Below are 17,722 nucleotides of genomic sequence, written 5' to 3' on the forward strand. Positions count from 1 at the left end.
GTTCCTGATGGCCAAGCGAATCGATGTCAAGGACGTCGACATCTACTACGGCAAGTTCCACGCCGTGGACGGCGTCACCCTGTCGGTGCCGCCGCGCAACGTCACCGCGTTCATCGGCCCGTCGGGCTGTGGCAAGTCGACGGTGCTGCGCACGCTCAACCGCATGCACGAAGTGATCCCCGGCGCCCGCGTGGACGGCCAGGTGCTCCTCGACGGCGAGGACATCTACGCGTCGGCGGTCGACCCGGTGCAGGTGCGCCGCACGATCGGCATGGTGTTCCAGCGCCCCAACCCGTTCCCGACGATGTCCATCAAGGACAACGTCGTCGCCGGGCTGAAGCTGGGCGGCACCAAGGGCAGGAAGACCCTCGACGAGATCGCCGAGCGCGCGCTGCGCGGAGCGAACCTGTGGAACGAGGTCAAGGACCGCCTCAACAAGCCGGGCGGCGGCCTTTCGGGCGGTCAGCAGCAGCGGCTGTGCATCGCCCGCGCGATCGCGGTCCAGCCGGACGTGCTGCTGATGGACGAGCCGTGCTCGGCCCTGGACCCGATCTCGACGCTCGCGATCGAGGACCTGATCGGCGAACTGAAGAAGGACTACACGATCGTCATCGTCACGCACAACATGCAGCAGGCGGCGCGGGTTTCCGACCAGACGGCGTTCTTCAACCTGGCGGGCGTCGGCCAGCCGGGCCGGCTGGTGGAGCTGAACGACACGGAGAAGATCTTCTCCAACCCCGACCAAAAGGCCACGGAAGACTACATCTCCGGCCGCTTCGGCTGAGTCCTAAAAGGACGACAGAGCGGCCCACGAAGAAAGCCCCCGGCTCCGGCCGGGGGCTTTCTCGTTGGCAGGACTCAGAGGTCGTCGGCGGAGCCGTAGCCCGGCATCTTGCCGGTGACCACGAAGATCATCCGCTTCGCGACCGACACCGCGTGGTCGGCGTAGCGCTCGTAGAAGCGGCCCAGCAGCGTCACGTCGACCGCCGCGGCCACACCGTGGGGCCACTCGCGGTCCATGATGACGGTGAACAGGTGGCGGTGGATGTCGTCCACCTGGTCGTCGTCGGACTCGAGCGTCTTCGCCGCTTCGACGTCCTTCGACTTGATGACCTGCTCGGTCTGGCGGGCCAGCTTGACCGCGACCTCGCCCATCTCGGCGAAGTACGGGCGCACCGCGTCCGGCAGGACCGGCTCGGGGTGACGGCGCCGCGCGGCCTTCGCCACGTGCAGCGCCAGGTCGCCCATCCGCTCCAGGCTTTCCGCGGCGTGGATCGCCGCCAGGACGGTGCGCAGATCGGTGGCCACGGGCGCCTGCAGGGCCAGCAGGGCGTACGCCTGCTCCTCGCACTGGGCGCGGGCGTCGTCGACCTTGGCGTCGTCGCTGATCACCTGCTCGGCGAGACCGAGATCGACCTCCAGCAGTGCCCGGGTCGCCCGCTCCATGGCGTCGGCGACCTGGACCGACATCGCGGTCAGGTGGTCGGCGAGCTGTTCGAGTTCGACATGGTAAGCCTCACGCATGGCCCAACCCTACGGCCAACCGAGGTCGAACACCGCATCGCCGGGTGAACCGCACGTGAACCCGGACTAACGATCGTCCCGGCTCAGCCGGTGCTGGTGGTCTTCCGGGTCGTGGTCGACTTGGAGCTGCCACTGCTCTTCGACTTCGACGTGCTGGTCGGCGGAGCCTGTTCGCTCACCGGGACCGGTGCGTTCGGGTCGGGCAGCGGGGTGTTGTTGCGCAGCGCGTCGAAGAGGGCCTTCGTCTTGCTGCGGACGAGCACCTCGTTGCCGCGGTTGTTGGCCGTGCCGACCGTCGGGACGGTCAGGAACGAGATCTTCGACGGGTCCAGGCCCTTCATCGACTGCGCCAGCGTCATCATCTGCTTGACACCGAGGTTGTCGCCGAAGGTCGCCTTCGCGAAGGCCGTGATGAAGTCGCTGAGCTTGCCCGGGTCGAGCACGACGTCCGACGACATGACCTTCCGCAGCAGCGCACCGATGAACTCCTGCTGCCGCTTGATCCGGCCGTAGTCCGACGTCGGATCGTTCTTGACGTGCCGGGCGCGCACGAAGTTCAGCGCCTGGTCGCCGGAGATCGTCACGTCGCCGGTCTCCAGCAGCACCTTGCCGAGGATGCTGTCGTCGATCGGGATCTCGGTGTGGATGGTGACGCCGTGCACCGCGTCGACCATCTCCTTGAAGCCGTTGAAGTCGATGCCGACGAAGTGGTTGATCCGCAGCCCGGTGATCTGCTGGATCACCTTGGTCACGCACGCCGGCCCGCCGACCGCGTAGGCGGTGTTCAGCTTCGCGATCTTCTGCGCGGGCACCTTTTCGTCGGTCGTCTTGCTCTGCACGGGGTCCCAGCGCTGGCACTCGGGCCGGTCGACCTCGAGGTCGCGCGGGAACGACGTGACGACGACCCGTTTCCGGTCGGCCGGGATGTGCGCGACCATCACGGTGTCGCTCCGGGCGCCCGGAGTGCTGTCGGCGGTGCCGACGCCTTCCTCGGCGGACGCGCCGTCGCGGGTGTCGGAGCCGACCATCAGGAAGTTCTCGTCGTTGGCCTGCGCGTCGGCGTCCTGGATGTCGGCCGAGTTCTCGTCCAGCGCGGAGACCTGGGTGAACTTGGCGTCGAAGTAGGTCTGGGCGCCCCAAGCGCCCCCGATGCCGAGGAAAACGAGCCCGGCGACAACGGCGGCGGCGATCCGCCCGAACCGCGCCGACCGGTCGAGCTTCTGCTGTTTCTTCTCCTGCAGCCGGGTCTGTTCGGCCTTCTCGGCCGCGTCTTCCTCCGGGGGCGCAGTGGTGACAACACGGTGGAGGGCGGTGCGGGTGCTCTCGAGGATCGAAGCGGGCGAGAGGCGTTCCCTGCGTTCCCGCCGCTTGGCCTCTTCGGCTTCCATCTCGTCGTGCGCGGCGGAGAACCGGGCGAGGGTGTGGTCGATCTTGCGGCGGTACTGGGTCGCCTCGTCGATCGCTTCCATCTCATCGGTCATGGTGAGCGGATCAAGCGCGGCCCGCGGCGGCACGGCGACCGTGGTGCGCCGGGGGGAAGGGCTGTCGGGGGTGGAGCGCGGGGGTGCGGCTGCGTCAGCCGGCGTGCGGCGGGGTGCCGGGCCGTCGGCGGCGACGCGCGGCTCGGCCGGAGCCGGCGAGCGGCGGGCCACGGGGTTTTCGGCGGTGCGGCGGGGTGCGGGGCCGTCGGCGGCGACGCGCGGCTCGGCCGGAGCTGCGGCTCGGCGGGGTGCGGGGCCGTCGGCGCTGGCGTGGCGGGGCGTCGGGCTGTCCGGTGCGGGCCGCTGGGGCGCGGCTGCCTCAGCCGTCGGGCGGCGGGCCGCAGGGCTCTCGGCAGCTCGGCGCGGGGCTGGGCCATCCGCGGCCACACGCGGCTCGGCCGGAGCCGCTGCCCGACGAGGTGCGGGGCCGTCGGCGCGGCGAGGCGTCGGGCTGTCCGGTGTGGGCCGCTGCGGTGCTACTGCCTCGGCCGGTGCCACCGGGCGGCGGGCCGCGGGGCTCTCCGCAGCCCGGCGGGGTGCCGGACCGTCCGCGGCCGGGCGCGGGGGTGCTGCGGCGTCGGCTCGGCGGGGTGCCGGGCCGTCCGGCATGGGGCGTTGCGGTGCGCTTCCTTCGGCGGCCGCGCGGCGGGGTGCCGGGCTGTCCGGGGTGGGGCGGGCCGCGCGGTGCGGTGGGGCGCTCTCGGGTGCGGCGCCCTCGGCCATCGGGCGGCGGAGCCGCCGAGGCGGCTGAGGTGCCGCCGACGTCTGCTGCGGGCCCGGGGTCGCGGCCGGGGGGCGGCGCTGGAGCGGGGCCTCCGGCAGCGGGGCGGCGGCGGTCGTGCGGCGCGGCTGACGCGGTCGCGGGGTGCGCGGTTGACGAGTGGCATCCGCGGGTACTGGGTTATCCGTAGGGGCCTGCGCCGGCCGCGGAGCACGCGGCTGCGAAGCCCGCGCCGGGGCCGGAGGGGCCGGTGGTTCGGCCGGCCGCGCCCGGTGTCCCGGCTGGTCGGAGCGGTCCTGCTGCTCGCGGGCCGGCAGGGGGCGGACGCCCGTGGTCTTGGCGACGACGTCGGAGACGCTGATCCCGCCCTGGTCCTCCATCGACCGGCGCCGTCCGGGCCGGGGCCGCGCGGGACCGTCGGGGTGGTGACCGGTTCCCGGGCTGTCGTGCTCGTCCGGCACTCGGTCTCCTTTCGCGCGATCGAAGGGTGGCTTCGACTTGGCCGTGTTCCCCCGCAGGAGGTGATCGTTCCCGGGGAGGTTTTTGTTATCGTACGGATACCCCCCGTTCGTGACGACACCCTCCCGGAATTTTCTTCACCTTGAGTCGACGAACGGCTGGTGCGCGTCGACAAACGGGTGAGGACCCTTGTCGACTACCGGAGTAATGCCGTGTTCGTGTTACTCAGAGTGGGTTATTAACTGTGTCGTTTGCGCGTCGTGATAGACGACTTTGTTGCGGCCTGCGCGTTTCGCGGCATAAAGGAGCGCGTCCGCGCGGCGCAGCTGGCGCTCCGGGGTGCCGTCGCCCGGCGTCTCGTGCGCCAGGCCGGCGCTGATGGTCACCCGCAGGCCCGGCTGGAGTTCTGACCAGGGATGACGAGCGACGCGCAGCCGGGCGTCCTCGACGATGCGGACGGCCTGCCGGGCGTCGACCGCCGGCAGCCACAGCACGAACTCCTCGCCGCCGTAGCGGGCGCAGAAGCCCTCCGGCGGCAGGTCCTCCTGGAGCAGATCGGCGACCCGGCGCAGGACGCGGTCGCCGACGAGGTGACCGTACGTGTCGTTGACGGTCTTGAACCGGTCGAGATCGATCAGCGCAAGCCCCAGCGGCGGACGGTCGGTGAACGGTCCGTACAGCCGCTCGTCGAGGTAACGGCGGTTGTAGCTCGCCGTCAGCGCGTCGCGGAGGCTGCCGTCGCGGGCGATGTCCAGCGCGGACCGCAGGTGCTGGTAGGCGCGCCGCCAGTCACCCTGGTTGGCGAAGAGGTCGGCGACGGCCTCGTGCAGGCGGAGCAGGTCCGGCGGCCGCGGGCCGGCTGCCCGGCTCAGCGCGCCTTCGCCCTCGGCGACCATCCCCACCTCGACCACTCCTTGGTTGTCGTCGCCGGGGCGGCCGCGCTTGAGGCGTCGGTCCGGAACAAGGTGAACTTCGCTCAAACGGGACGGTGCTGGTGACTCTGCGGAGTGGGCGGGTCAGAGCCCGGAGAACGGCTCGATGTCCTTGAGCTGCGAGAATTGGTCTTTGGCCCAGTAGCTCATATTAGCCGTTGTGTCGTTCAGTAGCTTTGTGTAGTCGGTCCAGGTGACCCAGCGCCAGTCCCCGACCTCGTCGGAGTTCGGCGACGGCTCGGCGTCGGCCCACGCGGCGAACACCGGGCAGAACTCGTTCTCGACGATCCCCTGGAACGGCGGCGTCCGGTACCGGTACTTCGGCAGCACGCAGTGCAGCCCGGACAGCGACGGCAGCCCGAGTTCGTAACCGGCGCGGCGCCGGACGGCGTCCTCGAGGGTTTCGCCGGGCGCGGGGTGACCGCAGACGCTGTTGGTCCAGACCCCCGGCCAGACCTTCTTGTGGAGGGCACGCTGGGTGATCAGCAGGGCGTTGTCGCTGCGCCGGAGGACGTAGCACGAGAAGGCCAGGTGCAACCGGGTGTGCTCGTGGTGGCTGGCCAGCTTCGGGCCGGTCTCTCCGGTGGGCTCGCCGTCCTCGGTGACGAAGACGACCTGCTCGGTCTCGGGTTCGATCGCGGTATCCACGCCTCCAGTGAACACGACGGGCGCCGCGGATCCGTACCGCGAGGAGGGTGGGTTACGACGGTCCGCCCGGCGGGGTGACGGGCCGTCACCGCGCGTGGAGGTGCTCCACGAGCAGGGTGGTGACGGCTTCCGGCGCCTCTTCGGGCACCCAGTGCGTCACGTCTTCGAGCATCTCGAAGCGGTAGGGACCGGTGACCCAGTTGGCGGTGTCGAGCGCGGCGGCCGACCCGAAGGAGACGTCCTCGCTGCTCCAGATGTAGAGCGTCGGCACGGCGATCTTGCCGATCTTCCCGCCCGGCCGTCCGGCCCGGTACCAGTTGAGGGCGGCGGTGAGCGCGCCCGGCTCGGACAGCCGCTGCACGTAGTCGTCGACCTTGGTCGGCGACACGCGCCGCTCGAACATGTCGCGCAGCGCACGGGCGTCGTTCTCCAGCATCCGCCGCTCGGTGACGCGGGTCTGCCGCCACTCGGTCATGTAGCGGGTCCGCAGGTGCTGGTCTTCGTCGGTCTTCATGGCTTCGGCGAGCGCGGCGGGGTGCGGCGTGGAGACGACGGCGAGGCTGCGCAGCCGCTCGGGGTGCGCATCGGCGGTCCACCAGGCGACAGCGCCACCCCAGTCGTGCCCGACGAGGTCGAACTTCGGCCAGCCCAGCGCTTCGGTGATCGCGACGACGTCCCCGACGAGGTGATCGATCGAGTAGTCGCCGGCCTGCTCGGGCCGCACCCCCGGCGAGTAACCGCGCTGATCCGGCGCAACGGCCCGGAACCCGAGCACCCCGAGGGTGGCGACCTGGTGCTCCCACTCGACCGCGGCTTCGGGGAAGCCGTGCAGCAGCAGCACGGGCCGCCCGTCTTCGGGCCCGGCGGCGATGGCGTCGAAGGAACCGGCCTCGGTGGGGATGCTGATGTGGTCGATCACGCAGGCGAATCTACTTCGCGAGCACCTCGTCGGTGGTGGCGACCTGCACCAGCGGGCCGTACAGCCGCATGATGTCCAGCGCCTTCGCGTGGCTCTCGTCGTCCACGCCCGCGCACGCGTCGGACACCACCGTCACCGAAACCCCCGCGTCCGCCGCGGCCAACGCCGTCGACAGCACGCAGCAGTCCGTCGAGACCCCCGCGAGCACCAGGCCCGCGCCGCCCACCCGGGTCGCCATTCGCGGGTTCCACTTGCCGAACGTGGTCGCGTCCACTGTGGACGACGGCCGGAAAGCGTCCACCACCTGGTACAGCGGTGCGTCCGGGGGCTGGAGGGCGAACGGCCACTGCTCGTAGTACCGCTTCCACGCCCCTTCCGGGCGAGCCGGTGCGACGAACCGCGTGAACACGACGTCGTTGCCGAAGGCCGTCACCAGGCGGCGGATCGGGGGGACGACCTCGGCGAAACGCGGGGTGAACCACGGGCTCGGCGGGTCGGCGAACACGTTCTGCAGGTCGATGACCGCCAGGATCGACTTCACGCCGCCTCCTGCGCGCGGACCCGCGGCCGCGTCAGCAAGGTCACCAGGAAGCCCAGGGCCAGTGCCAGCAGCACGCCCAGGTTCGCGTAGGCCCACGCACCTTCGCGGCCGCCGAGGCCGAACGGTTCCAGCAGGTAGCCCTGCCACTTCAGCCAGTCCGCGGAACCGTTCGTCACCAGGCCCCAGCCGAGCGCCGTCGCCACCAGCACCAGCGCGATCGGCCCCACCCGGACGTCGCCGTAGCGGCCGGCCGGGTCGAACAGCTCGCGCTCGGCGTAACCACTCCGCCGCAGCAGGACGTCCGCGAGCATCACGCCGCACCAGGCCGCGACCGGGACGCCCAGCGTCACCAGGAAACCCTGGAACTGGCCGAGGAACTCGCCGCCGAAGAAGACGATGTAGATCGTGCCGAGGATCATGAGCACGCCGTCGACCAGCGCCGCTGCCGGGCGGGGGATGCGCACGCCCGCCGAGAGCAGCGCCAGCCCCGACGAATAGATGTCCAGCACCGCGCCGCCGACCAGGCCGAGCACCGCGACGAGCGCGAACGGCACCAGGAACCACAGCGGCAGCAACGTCGTCAGCGCGCCGATCGGGTCGGCCGCGATCGCCTTGTTCAGGTCCGGTGACGACCCGGCCAGCAGCAGCCCGAACACCAGCAGCACCACGGGGGCCACCGACGCCCCGAACGTCGTCCAGCCGACCACGCGGCGGCTCGACGACGACCGCGGCAGGTAGCGGGAGTAGTCCGCGGCCGCGTTGACCCAGCCGAGGCCGAACCCGGTCATCAGGAAGACCAGCGCCCCGACCCACTGCTGCGCCGAGCCGGACGGCAGCGCGCTGACCGCTTCCCAGTGCACGTCGCCGGCCACGAGCACCACGTAGACGACCGTGAGCACGCCGGTGATCCAGGTGATCCACGTCTGCAGCTTCATGATCGCGTCGAAGCCGAGCACCCCGGCGACGACGGTCAGCGCCGCCACCACGACGAGCGCGACCACCTTCGTCGGCGTCCCGCCGCCCCAGCCGAGGCGCTCGAACACCGTCGCCGTGGCCAGCGTCGCCAGCGCCGCGAGCACGGTTTCCCAGCCCACTGTGAGCAGCCACGAAATCGCCGACGGCAGCCGGTTGCCGCGCACGCCGAACGCCGCCCGCGAGAGCAGCATCGTCGGCGCCGACCCGCGTTTGCCCGCGATGGCGATGAACCCGCACAGCAGGAACGAGAACAGGATGCCGACGACGCCGGCGACCAGCGCCTGGCCGAACGAGATGCCGAAGCCGAGGGTGAACGAGCCGTAGCTCAGCCCCAGCACCGACACGTTCGCGCCGAACCACGGCCAGAACAGCTGCCGGGGCCGTCCGCGGCGCTCGGCGTCGTCGATCACGTCGAGGCCGTTGGTCTCCACCTCGAGCCTGCGGGAACCGGTCATCGCGTGGCCTCCACCAGCTGGTCGATCTCCTGCCGGCCCGGCGCGGTCGCCGGGCCGGGGCGGGTCACCGAAAGCGCGGCCGCCGCGTTGGCGCGCACTGCGGCGTCGAGGAGGGTACTGCCGCGCAGCAGCTCCGCGGCCAGCACGCCGCAGTGCGTGTCGCCGGCGCCGGTGGTGTCCACGACGTCGACCGGGAACCCGGGCACGTCGGTGATCCGGCCGTTTTCGTGGACGCGACAGCCCTTCGCGCCCTCGCGGACGACGGCGACCGGCGGCAGCTCGCCCAGCACCTCGGCTTCGCGGGCGGTGCAGCTCAGTATGTCTATTGTGGACAGCAGGTCATAGAGGTCTCCAGGGTCGATGTCGGCGATGAGCGGGCCGGGGTCGAACAGGATCTTCGAGCCGGGCAGCCGGGGCAGCCACTCGATGAGGGCCGCGCGATTGATCTCGTGCAACCAACTGTATCCGCTCACGTACACGACGTCGTCATTCTTTGGGGTGACCCGGTCGAGCAACTCGGTGCGCAGCCGGCCTTCGGCGCCGGTTCCGGTCGCGAAGGTGCGCTCGCCGGTCGCGTCCACCAACACGACGACGACTCCGGTGTCCATTTCGGACACTGGTTCGTGCGCCAGTTCCACGCCTTCGGCCGCGAGGGCGCTGCGGGCGAGGTCGCCGAAACCGCCGATTCCGTGGCTGCCCGCGTAAAGCACGCGCGCGCCGGACCGGGCGGCGGCGGCCATGACGTTGAAACCGCCGCCGGGCAACAGGTTCGTCGACGAGGCGAGGACGTCACCGCCGGGCGGCGGCAGGGCCGGGACCGCCATGACCAGGTCGAGGACGACCTGCCCGGTGTGCACCAGCCGCCCGGTCATCGACGGCGCAGCTTGAGGAGTTCGTCGACCAGCGGCCCGAATTCGAGCCGGTTGACGGCGAGCACGGTCTCGACGACGTCGGGGCGGAAGGCGCCGACCCCGTGCGCGGCGCCGAGCATCGCCCCGCAGATCGCGCCGACGGTGTCGGTGTCGCCGCCGAGCCCGGCGGCCAGGCGCAACGCCGACGGCGGGTCGTCGCCCATCGCTTCGGCCAGCGCGAACGCGGCGACGACGGACTCCTGCGACGCCACCGAGGTGCCGATCACCTGCGCGACCGCGTCGGCGACGGCGGCCGGGGCCATGCCGCGCACCCAATCGCGCGCCCAGCGGATCCGGGCGGCGATCTCCCCGCCGGGGGCCCAGTGGCCGCGTTCCCCGCCGACGACGGCGGCGCGCTCGCCCGCGTCGAGCGCTTCGGCCACGCTCGCGCCGTCGACCCCGGCGGAGACGGCGGCGGCGACCGCGGCCGCCGAAGCGATGCCCAGGCTGGTGTTGTGCGTGACCCGCGCGGTCGCGACGACGGCGTCGACCAGCCGGTGCAGGTCGTCCGACGGCGTGGCGATGCCGACCGGCGCGACCCGCATGGCGGCGCCGTTGGTGGTGCCCGTGCGGCCGGCTTCGTCGGCCGGGACGCCGTCCTGGAGCCGCGCGAGCGCGCGCTTGGTGGAGGGCCCGAGCAGGTCCGCGGAGCCGCGGCGGACCATGTCCGCCTCCCAGATCAGCAGCGCGTCGGCGAAGACGTGCGGCTCCACGGTGCCGCGGCCGTCGATGAGCAGCCGGGCCAGCAGGACGGCCTGCTCGGTGTCGTCGGTGACCGAGCCGGCGGGCATCAACGGCGCGACCGGCTGCTCGGCGACGGCGGTGAGCAGGCCGGTGACCGGCCCGTAGGTGGCGGCGATGGCGGCGCGGGACATCGACTGCGTCGGCATGCCCAGCGCGTCGCCGACGGCCAGCCCGGTGAACGCGCCGAGCGCCCGGTCCCGCGCGGTCACCGGTGTCCGAAGGTGAGGTGGAACTGGAACCGGTCCGGGTCCAGCAGGCTGACGACCCGCTCGACGAGCCGGCCTTCGACGTCGACCGAGGTGCGCTCGGCGCGGAGGAAGAGCTCGCCGATCGGCCGGCCGAGCAGTCCGGCGGCGCAGGCGTCGAGGCGTTCGGTGCTGATCCACTGGTCGCCGCCGACGGAGATCCGCCCGGCGGCTTCGAGGGTCTTGGTGAGGGAGCCGTCCCGGAGACCTGTTTCGGGAAGCCCGGCGAGCGGCCCGACGGCGGGCACGGTGGCGGTTTCGAGGGAGATCCCGCGATCGTGTTCCCGCCGCAGCCGCCGCACGGCGACGTAGGTCTTCTCGCCGAATTCTTCTTCCAGGGCGCGGTCTTCGACGGTGTTGATGCCGAGCAGGTCGGTGGTGACCGGCGCACCGGCGTCGGCGAGGGCGCGGGCCCAGCCGATCCGCTGGTCGAGCTGGACGCCGTCGAAGATGACGAACGACCCGACGCCCGCCTGGGTGGAGATGAGCTCGAGCTGCTGGAGCTCGGACAGCGCGCTGCGGACGGTGCCGCGGCTGACCTGGTACCGCAGGGCCAGCTGGTTCTCGCCGGGGAGGCGCTCGCCGTGGGCGAGGCGCCCGGAGCGGATCAGGTCGGTGAGGTCGCCGACCAGCTGCTGCCGCTTGCTGTACATGTACATACCTGTACGCCCTGGGTTGTTGCAGGTCAAGCGGCGACGAGCTCGCGTTTCGCCTCGACCGCGACCATCTTGCCCGCTTCCTTGGCGCTCACGCCGGCGACCAGCATGATCAGGGTGAACGTGCCCACGAAGACGACCGTGCTCAACCACACCATCGTGGACACCGGCAGGGTGAAGGCGCCCACGACCCGGGCGGCGCTCTCCAGCACGAACCCGACGCCCCAGATGTAGCTGCTGCGGCGCAGGACGGTGTCGAACCGCCGGTTGCCCGCCAGGCGTTCCCAGGCGGCTTCGTGGTCGGCCTGGCCGTGGGTGAGGAACGGGCGCAGGGTCTTCGTCATGATCGGCTGCGCGGTGAAGGCGGAGATCAGGATGACGACCCCGGTGATCCCGCTGCCGAGCGAGTCTTTGGCGATCATCATGCGGGCGTCCCCGGAGACGAGGGTCAACAGCATGCCGACGACGTTGGTGACGAGGACGACGAGGGCGAGGCCGTTGAGCGTCCGGTTCTTGGCGAACTGGTGGAGGGTCCGGGCGAGCGGGAAGACCCCGGAGAGGGCGAGCGCGGTGAAGTCGCTCGCGCCGAGGGAGTGGAGTCCGTAGTAGACGCCGATCGGCACGGCGATGTCGATGGCGAGGGACTTGAGCGGGGAGCTGCCGGGCTGGTTCGTCGTCATGGGAAGAGCTTGTCGCGGCGAGGGGCCGGTGAGGGATGCCGTCCGCCACGACTTGGGCCTGACAGATGTCACGGCCGCACATTCCGCGGGCCTGCGTCGTCGGGTCCGCATGGGAATGTTCTTGCGCCTCACGATCGGCCTGCAGACGCTGGCCGCCTTCCTCTCGGCGGTCACCGCCGGCCTGCTGCTGACCACCCCGAACGGGCACGTCCTGCACAGCGCTTCCGCGTACACGGTGTGGGTCGTCGCCGTCGTGCAGCTGATCGCTGCCGTCCTGGTCTGGCGGCCGGGCGGCGGATCGCCGCGAGCGGTGCTCTACGCGGTCGTGTTCCTGGGGCTCGTCTCGGTCCAGGTGGTGCTCGGGATCGCGCACGTCAAGGCCGTGCACGTGCCGCTGGGGGTGCTGCTGTTCGGCCTGAGCCTGGTGCAGCTCAGCCGCCCGAGTGCATGTCTTCCGCCTCGGGGACGCAGTCGTCGTCCGGGTCGTCCAGCCAGCCGTGTGGCAGCGTGACCTTGCCCGGGGAGCCCTGACGCCCGCGCGGGCCGGTGGCGGCTTCGGGGAAGGGGGCGTCGTGGTCGAGCTGGGCGATCAGGTCGTCGAGCTGGGTCATGCTGGAGAGCATCGCGAAGCCGCGGCGGAGTTCGGAGCCGACCGGGAAGCCCATCAGGTACCAGGCCATGTGCTTGCGGATGTCGCGCATGGCCTTGTCGTGGCCGTCGTGCTCGATGAGGAGCTCGGTGTGCCTCCGCAGCACCCGGGCCACCTCGCCCAGGTTGGGCGGGGTCGGCAACGGCCGACCCGCGAAGGCGGCTTCGAGCTCGCCGAACAGCCACGGCCGGCCGAGGCAGCCGCGGCCGACGACAACGCCGTCGCAGCCCGTCTCCTCGACCATGCGCAGGGCGTCGGCGGCGCTGAAGATGTCGCCGTTGCCGAGGACGGGGATGCTGGTGACGGCCTGTTTCAGCGCCGCGATCTTGGTCCAGTCGGCCTGGCCGGAGTAGCGCTGCGCGGCCGTCCGGGAGTGCAGGCTGACGGCGGCGGCCCCCTCGGCTTCGGCGATGCGTCCGGCGTCGAGGAAGGTGTGGTGGTCGTCGTCGATGCCGATGCGGAACTTCACCGTGAACGGTGTGTCCCCGGCGGCCTTCACGGACTCGCGCACGATGGCTTCGAACAGCTTCCGCTTGAACGGCAGCGCCGCCCCGCCGCCCTTGCGCGTCACCTTCGCGACGGGACAGCCGAAGTTGGAGTCGACGTGGTCGGCGAGCCCCTCGCCGACGATGATCCGGACGGCTTCGGCCATGGTCTTCGGGTCGACGCCGTAGAGCTGCATGGACCTGGGCTTTTCGTGCTCGCCGAAGGTCATCATGTGCATGGTGCCGGGGTGGCGTTCGACGACGGCGCGGGCGGTGATCATTTCGCACACGTAGATGCCGGCGCCGTACTCGGCGCACAGCTGCCGGAAGGCGACGTTGGTGATGCCGGCCATGGGAGCGAGCACGACTGGGGGATCGACCTGGTAGGGGCCGATCTTCAGGGCGGGCTTGCTCAGGGTGGCGGTCACGTCCTCCATTGTCGCTTGTGGTGTCGGTCACGTGAACCTGGGTGGCCGAGCCGGTCGCCCCTGTCTGGCGGAACACAGCGCCGCGGCCGGGTCCTTACTCTGGGTGATCGTCGTCAGGGGAGGAGACCTTCGCATGACCGAGCCGGCCGAGGTGTATTCCGCGGTGCACCGCGAATTGATGCTCGTCGAATACAAGTCGTTGCGCGATGAATGCCTCAAGCGCATGGATCACCGCATCACGCTCCTGGTTTCGTCGATCACCGTGAGCGGGGCGATCCTCGGCATCGGCCTCGAACGGAACAACGGTCCTCTGTTGCTGGTAGCGCCCATTGTCACGGTCCTTTTCGGCCTGCTTGTGCTCTACCACACCAAAGCCATTGCCGATGTGTCCCGATACCTGCTGACCGACATCGAGCAGCCACTGGACGAGCAGTACCCCGGGGCCATGGGGTGGCACGGCCGCCCGGCGTGGCGGAAGACCCGGTTCCGGGAGATCTTCACGGTGTTCCACTTGCCGATCATGCTGACGGTGGCGGTTCCCACCGTCGCGGCGCTGGCCCTCGCCTGGCAGTACGAAGGACACGTCGGCGTGAAGATCCCGCTCGCCGTCCTCGACGGGCTGCTGGTCGTCTTCTACGTCGTGCAGTACCTGCGGCGGATCTCGCGCCCACTCGGGGCGACAGCGGCGCCTACTTCCCCCAGACCGTGACGTCCCCCGTGACGCCTCCGTCGATGCGGTCGCTCACGCCGGTGACGTCGACCCGGAACACGCGGCCCTCCGCTGTCCGCCCGCAGACGTGGTTGCCCTTCTCGACGCCGCTGATGTACGCGGCGCCCCGTTCGTCGACCGCCGATCCGCACGCCGCGCTGTCCGGGGTCCCGCCGCTCGTCCAGACCGCCAGCTTCCCCGCGTCGTGGTAACTCTCGAACACCCCGCCCGTGCCGCCCACGATGTAGGTGTCGCCCGTGCGCTTCGGGGGGTTCAGGTCCAGGTTGAAGCGGCCGAACTCGAGGTGGCCCTGGAAGTACACCGTCGCCGCGGCGGCGGCCGTGGTGCCCGCAGCCGGCGGCTGGGACGGGACGGGCGCCGCGGCCGTGGGGGAGCCGGCGGCAGGCGGGTCGTCCTTGAACAGCCCGCCGAAGTCGGCGATCCCGCTCAGCAACGCCCCGATCGCACCCATCAGCGCGACCGCTCCCGCGATGCAGCCCGCCTTCTTCGCCTCCGCCACCCCAGTCCCCTCTCCCGGTGATCGATTCGACACTCTAGACAGGCATAGGGTTCGGCGTATGACCAACGAGCCCCTCCGCTGGGGAATCATGGGCACCGGCGGCATCGCCGGCGCCTTCGCCCGGGACCTCGAGCTCACCGGGTCCGGCGTCGCCGCCGCGGTCGGGTCGCGCTCGGCCGCGAGCGCCGAGCGGTTCGCCGGCGAGCGGCGCATCCCGGTCCGCCATAGCAGCTACGAAGCCCTCGCGAACGACCCGGACGTCGACGTCGTCTACGTCGCCACCCCGCACCCCCTGCACCACGCCAACGCGCGGCTCGCCCTCGAAGCCGGCAAGCCCGTGCTCGTCGAAAAGCCGTTCACGATGAACGCCGGAGAAGCGCGGGACCTCGTCGAGCTGGCGCGGGACAAGGACCTCTTCCTGATGGAAGCCATGTGGACGCGCTTCCTGCCGCACATCCGGCACATCCGCGAGCTCCTGCCTACCCTCGGCCGGATCGTCACCGTCTCCGCCGACCACGGGCAGTGGTTCGCCGAGGACCCCGCTTTCCGGCTCTTCGCGCCGGAGCTGGGCGGGGGCGCCCTGCTCGACCTGGGGATCTACCCGGTTTCGTTCGCTTCGATGGTCCTCGGGGCGCCCGACCGCGTCGCCGCCATGACCACGCCCGCCTTCACCGGCGTCGATGCGCAGACGTCGATGCTGTTCGGCTACCCCGGCGGGGCCCAGGCCGTCCTGACCTGCACGTTGAGCGCGGTTTCGCCGACGACGGCGTCGATCGTCGGCACGGACGCGCGCATCGAGATCGACGGGCCCTTCTACGCGCCCGCCTCCTTCACCTTCATCCCGCGCGACGGTGAGCCGAGCCGCTTCGAGTACGTCGACGAGGGGCGGGGCCTGCGGCACCAGGCCGACGAGGTGGCGCTCCGGCTGGCCGCCGGGGAGACCGAAAGCCCGCTCATGCCACTGGCCGAGACGGTCTCGATCATGGCGACCATGGACGAGGTGCTGGCCGCGACCAGGACGTGACCCGGGTTTGAGTAGTGCTACGGATCCGCAGGTGGACGCGGTGGGTGACCCTGTCCGGTATGACCACCGAAGCAGATGTGCTCCTCCGGCTCGCCGGCGAGATCGACGACCTGGGGCGTCGTCTCGCCGTGGTGGGCTCCGAACTGCGAACCGTCCGGGTCGGGCCGCCTGAACAGGCCCAAGAGCCTGAGCAGGCCCGGCAGCCTGAGCAGGCCCGGGAGCCCGAGCAGGCCGGACAGCCGCAGCAGGCACCGCAACCGCAACCCCAGCCGCAACCGCAACCCCAGCCGGCTCCCCGGCCGATGCGGCCGGAATCGGTCCCGTGGCCGCAGTACCAGTGGCAGCCGCCGCAGCAGCAGTACGGCCCGCCGCCGCAGTACGGCCCGCCGCCGCAACAGCACTACGCCCCGCCGCCGTTCCAGCCGCCGGTTCCGCGGCAGACGCTGGGCGAGAAGCTCGGCAAGGAAGGCGCCGGGAGCCGCGTGCTCGCCTGGGTCGGCGGGGCCGTGACGCTGCTCGGCGTCGTCCTGCTGCTGGTGCTGGCCGTGCAGCGCGGCTGGCTCGGGCCGCTGCCGCGGGTGCTCGTCGGCGCCGCGTTCGGGCTGGCGCTCACCGGCACCGGCGTGTGGCTGCACCGCAAGCCCGCCGGCCGCACCGGCGCCTTCGCGCTGGCCGCCACCGGCATCGCCACGCTCTACCTGGACGTCGTCGCCGCGACCACGCTCTACGAGTACCTGCCGGTGCTCGCCGGGCTCGCCGCCGGGCTGGCGGTCGCCGTCGGCGGGCTGCTCGTCGCCGTGCGCTGGGAGTCGCCGCTGCTGGCCTCGGCCGTCGTTGCCGGGTGCGTCGTGTGCGCGCCGATGATCGTCCGCGGGTTCACCCCCGAACTGGTCACCTTCCTGCTGATGATCCAGCTCGCGACGGCGCCGGTGCAGCTGCGCCGCGACTGGTCGTCGCTGACGCTCGCCGCCGGTGTCCCGCCGCTGTTCGCCGCCGTGATCAGCACGGCGGTGCTCGGCGGGGGCGGCAGCTGGGCCAACACCGCCGCGGCCGGCGGCGCCGGGGTCACCGGGCTGGTGCTCGCGCTGATCGTGCTGCGCCGCCGGGAGAACGACCCCGCGGCGCTCTCGCTGCTGGCGACCGCGGTGCTGCCCACGCTCGTCGCGGCGCTGCTGCTGCCGAAGGCGCAGGCGGTGCCGATCACGGCCGGGGCGGGCGTCCTGCTGCTCGCCGTCTGGGCGGCCCGCCGCTGGTGGCCCGGGTTCGCCGGGCAGGTGGCCGGCCTGGCCGGGCTGCTCGCGCTCCTGCAGGCGACGGTCACCCAGTTCGACGGCCCGGCGCGCGCCGGGGTGCTGCTCGGCGAGGCGCTGCTGCTGGTCGTGGCCGCGGTGGGCGGCCGCAACCGGGGCGCACTGGCCGCCGCGCTCGGGTTCGCGGCGATCGGCGGCCTGATCGGCGTGGCCTTCGACGTCACACCCGCGCTGCTGATCGTCCCCCGCACCCGCTCGGCCGCCGATCTGGCCGGTGCGCTCGCGGTCGCCGCGCTGATCCTCGCCGTGTCGGTCGCGCTGCCGTGGGCCGCGGCCCGGCTGGCGGTGTTCCGCGGACCGGCCGACGACCTGCCGATCTGGCTGCTCGCCGGGGTTTCGGCGCTGTACGGCGCCGCCGGGGTCGTGCTCTGCGGGGCGCTGCTGGCGGTCCCCGGCCGGACGGGGTTCCTCCTCGGCCACGCGCTGATCACGGTGTCCTGGACGATCGCGGCGCTCGTGCTGCTCCTGCGCGGGATCGACGTCACCGCGCTGCGGGTGACGGGGCTGATCCTGGTCGGCGCCGCGGTGCTCAAGCTGGTGCTGTTCGACCTGTCGGCGCTCGACGGCCTGGCCAGGGTGGGCGCGTTCCTCGGCGCGGGCCTGGTGCTGCTGGCGGCCGGGACGCGGTACGCGCGGCGGGTCGCGTCGCGCTAGCGCGGAAGAATTGTCGGTGCCCCGTGGTTACCTGGATCACCTGACCGACGAC

General features: G+C 71.7%; 18 protein-coding genes. 5 read left to right on the forward strand and 13 right to left on the reverse strand.

Annotated features, from left to right (window positions below):
• The first annotated feature begins 7 nt into the window (after window positions 1-7).
• Window positions 8-784 carry a phosphate ABC transporter ATP-binding protein PstB gene (gene pstB / locus Q5425_RS22980; protein ID WP_308674336.1) on the forward strand — a complete coding sequence of 259 codons (777 nt, stop codon included), beginning with the start codon at window positions 8-10 and terminating at the stop codon, window positions 782-784.
• A gap of 74 nt (window positions 785-858) precedes the next feature.
• On the opposite strand, the gene phoU is transcribed toward pstB, so the two are convergent.
• From phoU to Q5425_RS23035, 11 genes are all read right to left on the reverse strand, one after another.
• Complete coding sequence (phoU, locus tag Q5425_RS22985) at window positions 859-1,524, reverse strand: phosphate signaling complex protein PhoU (protein WP_308674337.1); 666 nt, start codon at window positions 1,522-1,524, stop codon at window positions 859-861.
• A gap of 83 nt (window positions 1,525-1,607) precedes the next feature.
• Window positions 1,608-3,038 (reverse strand): LCP family protein, encoded by a 1,431-nt coding sequence (locus tag Q5425_RS22990; protein ID WP_308674415.1) that lies wholly within the window; start codon window positions 3,036-3,038, stop codon window positions 1,608-1,610.
• 1,368 nt (window positions 3,039-4,406) lie between these two features.
• Window positions 4,407-5,081, reverse strand: coding sequence for a GGDEF domain-containing protein (locus Q5425_RS22995; RefSeq protein ID WP_308674416.1), 675 nt, complete (start codon window positions 5,079-5,081; stop codon window positions 4,407-4,409).
• A 120-nt stretch (window positions 5,082-5,201) separates the two neighbouring features.
• The gene (gene idi / locus Q5425_RS23000) at window positions 5,202-5,765 is read right to left on the reverse strand and encodes an isopentenyl-diphosphate Delta-isomerase (protein WP_308674338.1); all 564 of its coding nucleotides are present in this window, start codon (window positions 5,763-5,765) and stop codon (window positions 5,202-5,204) included.
• Window positions 5,766-5,850: 85 nt separating this feature from the next.
• Window positions 5,851-6,684, reverse strand: a complete 834-nt coding sequence (locus Q5425_RS23005) for an alpha/beta hydrolase (RefSeq protein WP_308674339.1) — start codon at window positions 6,682-6,684, stop codon at window positions 5,851-5,853.
• Between the two features lie 10 nt (window positions 6,685-6,694).
• The gene (locus Q5425_RS23010; protein WP_308674340.1) at window positions 6,695-7,225 is read right to left on the reverse strand and encodes a cysteine hydrolase; all 531 of its coding nucleotides are present in this window, start codon (window positions 7,223-7,225) and stop codon (window positions 6,695-6,697) included.
• A complete protein-coding gene (locus Q5425_RS23015) occupies window positions 7,222-8,655 on the reverse strand; it encodes a cytosine permease (RefSeq protein ID WP_308674341.1) in 1,434 nt (477 codons plus the stop codon). Before Q5425_RS23015 ends, Q5425_RS23010 begins: the two co-directional genes overlap by 4 nt.
• Window positions 8,652-9,527 (reverse strand): PfkB family carbohydrate kinase, encoded by an 876-nt coding sequence (locus tag Q5425_RS23020; protein ID WP_308674342.1) that lies wholly within the window; start codon window positions 9,525-9,527, stop codon window positions 8,652-8,654. Before Q5425_RS23020 ends, Q5425_RS23015 begins: the two co-directional genes overlap by 4 nt.
• Window positions 9,524-10,519, reverse strand: coding sequence for an ADP-ribosylglycohydrolase family protein (locus Q5425_RS23025; protein ID WP_308674343.1), 996 nt, complete (start codon window positions 10,517-10,519; stop codon window positions 9,524-9,526). Before Q5425_RS23025 ends, Q5425_RS23020 begins: the two co-directional genes overlap by 4 nt.
• Window positions 10,516-11,214 (reverse strand): GntR family transcriptional regulator, encoded by a 699-nt coding sequence (locus tag Q5425_RS23030; protein WP_308674344.1) that lies wholly within the window; start codon window positions 11,212-11,214, stop codon window positions 10,516-10,518. Before Q5425_RS23030 ends, Q5425_RS23025 begins: the two co-directional genes overlap by 4 nt.
• Window positions 11,215-11,240: 26 nt before the next feature.
• Window positions 11,241-11,891: a VC0807 family protein gene (locus Q5425_RS23035; protein ID WP_308674345.1), complete on the reverse strand. Its 651-nt coding sequence runs from the start codon at window positions 11,889-11,891 to the stop codon at window positions 11,241-11,243.
• 115 nt (window positions 11,892-12,006) lie between these two features.
• Here Q5425_RS23035 and Q5425_RS23040 point away from each other — a divergent pair, with 115 nt between their 5' ends.
• A complete protein-coding gene (locus Q5425_RS23040; protein WP_308674346.1) occupies window positions 12,007-12,402 on the forward strand; it encodes a hypothetical protein in 396 nt (131 codons plus the stop codon).
• On the opposite strand, the gene dusB is transcribed toward Q5425_RS23040, so the two are convergent.
• Window positions 12,323-13,462 carry a tRNA dihydrouridine synthase DusB gene (dusB, locus tag Q5425_RS23045; protein ID WP_308674347.1) on the reverse strand — a complete coding sequence of 380 codons (1,140 nt, stop codon included), beginning with the start codon at window positions 13,460-13,462 and terminating at the stop codon, window positions 12,323-12,325. The genes Q5425_RS23040 and dusB overlap by 80 nt on opposite strands.
• 124 nt (window positions 13,463-13,586) lie before the next feature.
• Here dusB and Q5425_RS23050 point away from each other — a divergent pair, with 124 nt between their 5' ends.
• Complete coding sequence (locus Q5425_RS23050) at window positions 13,587-14,162, forward strand: hypothetical protein (protein WP_308674348.1); 576 nt, start codon at window positions 13,587-13,589, stop codon at window positions 14,160-14,162.
• Here the strand turns inward: Q5425_RS23050 and Q5425_RS23055 are convergent.
• A complete protein-coding gene (locus Q5425_RS23055) occupies window positions 14,143-14,682 on the reverse strand; it encodes a hypothetical protein (protein WP_308674349.1) in 540 nt (179 codons plus the stop codon). The genes Q5425_RS23050 and Q5425_RS23055 overlap by 20 nt on opposite strands.
• Window positions 14,683-14,740: 58 nt before the next feature.
• Between Q5425_RS23055 and Q5425_RS23060 the strand changes: the two genes are divergently transcribed.
• Together Q5425_RS23060 and Q5425_RS23065 are read left to right on the forward strand one after the other, a co-directional pair.
• Window positions 14,741-15,706, forward strand: coding sequence for a Gfo/Idh/MocA family oxidoreductase (locus Q5425_RS23060; RefSeq protein ID WP_308674350.1), 966 nt, complete (start codon window positions 14,741-14,743; stop codon window positions 15,704-15,706).
• A gap of 59 nt (window positions 15,707-15,765) precedes the next feature.
• Window positions 15,766-17,670, forward strand: coding sequence for a DUF2339 domain-containing protein (locus tag Q5425_RS23065; protein WP_308674351.1), 1,905 nt, complete (start codon window positions 15,766-15,768; stop codon window positions 17,668-17,670).
• Window positions 17,671-17,722: the final 52 nt, after the last annotated feature.

Origin of the sequence: Amycolatopsis sp. A133 (genome assembly GCF_031082405.1) — a bacterium.
Classification (GTDB): Bacteria; Actinomycetota; Actinomycetes; order Mycobacteriales; family Pseudonocardiaceae; genus Amycolatopsis.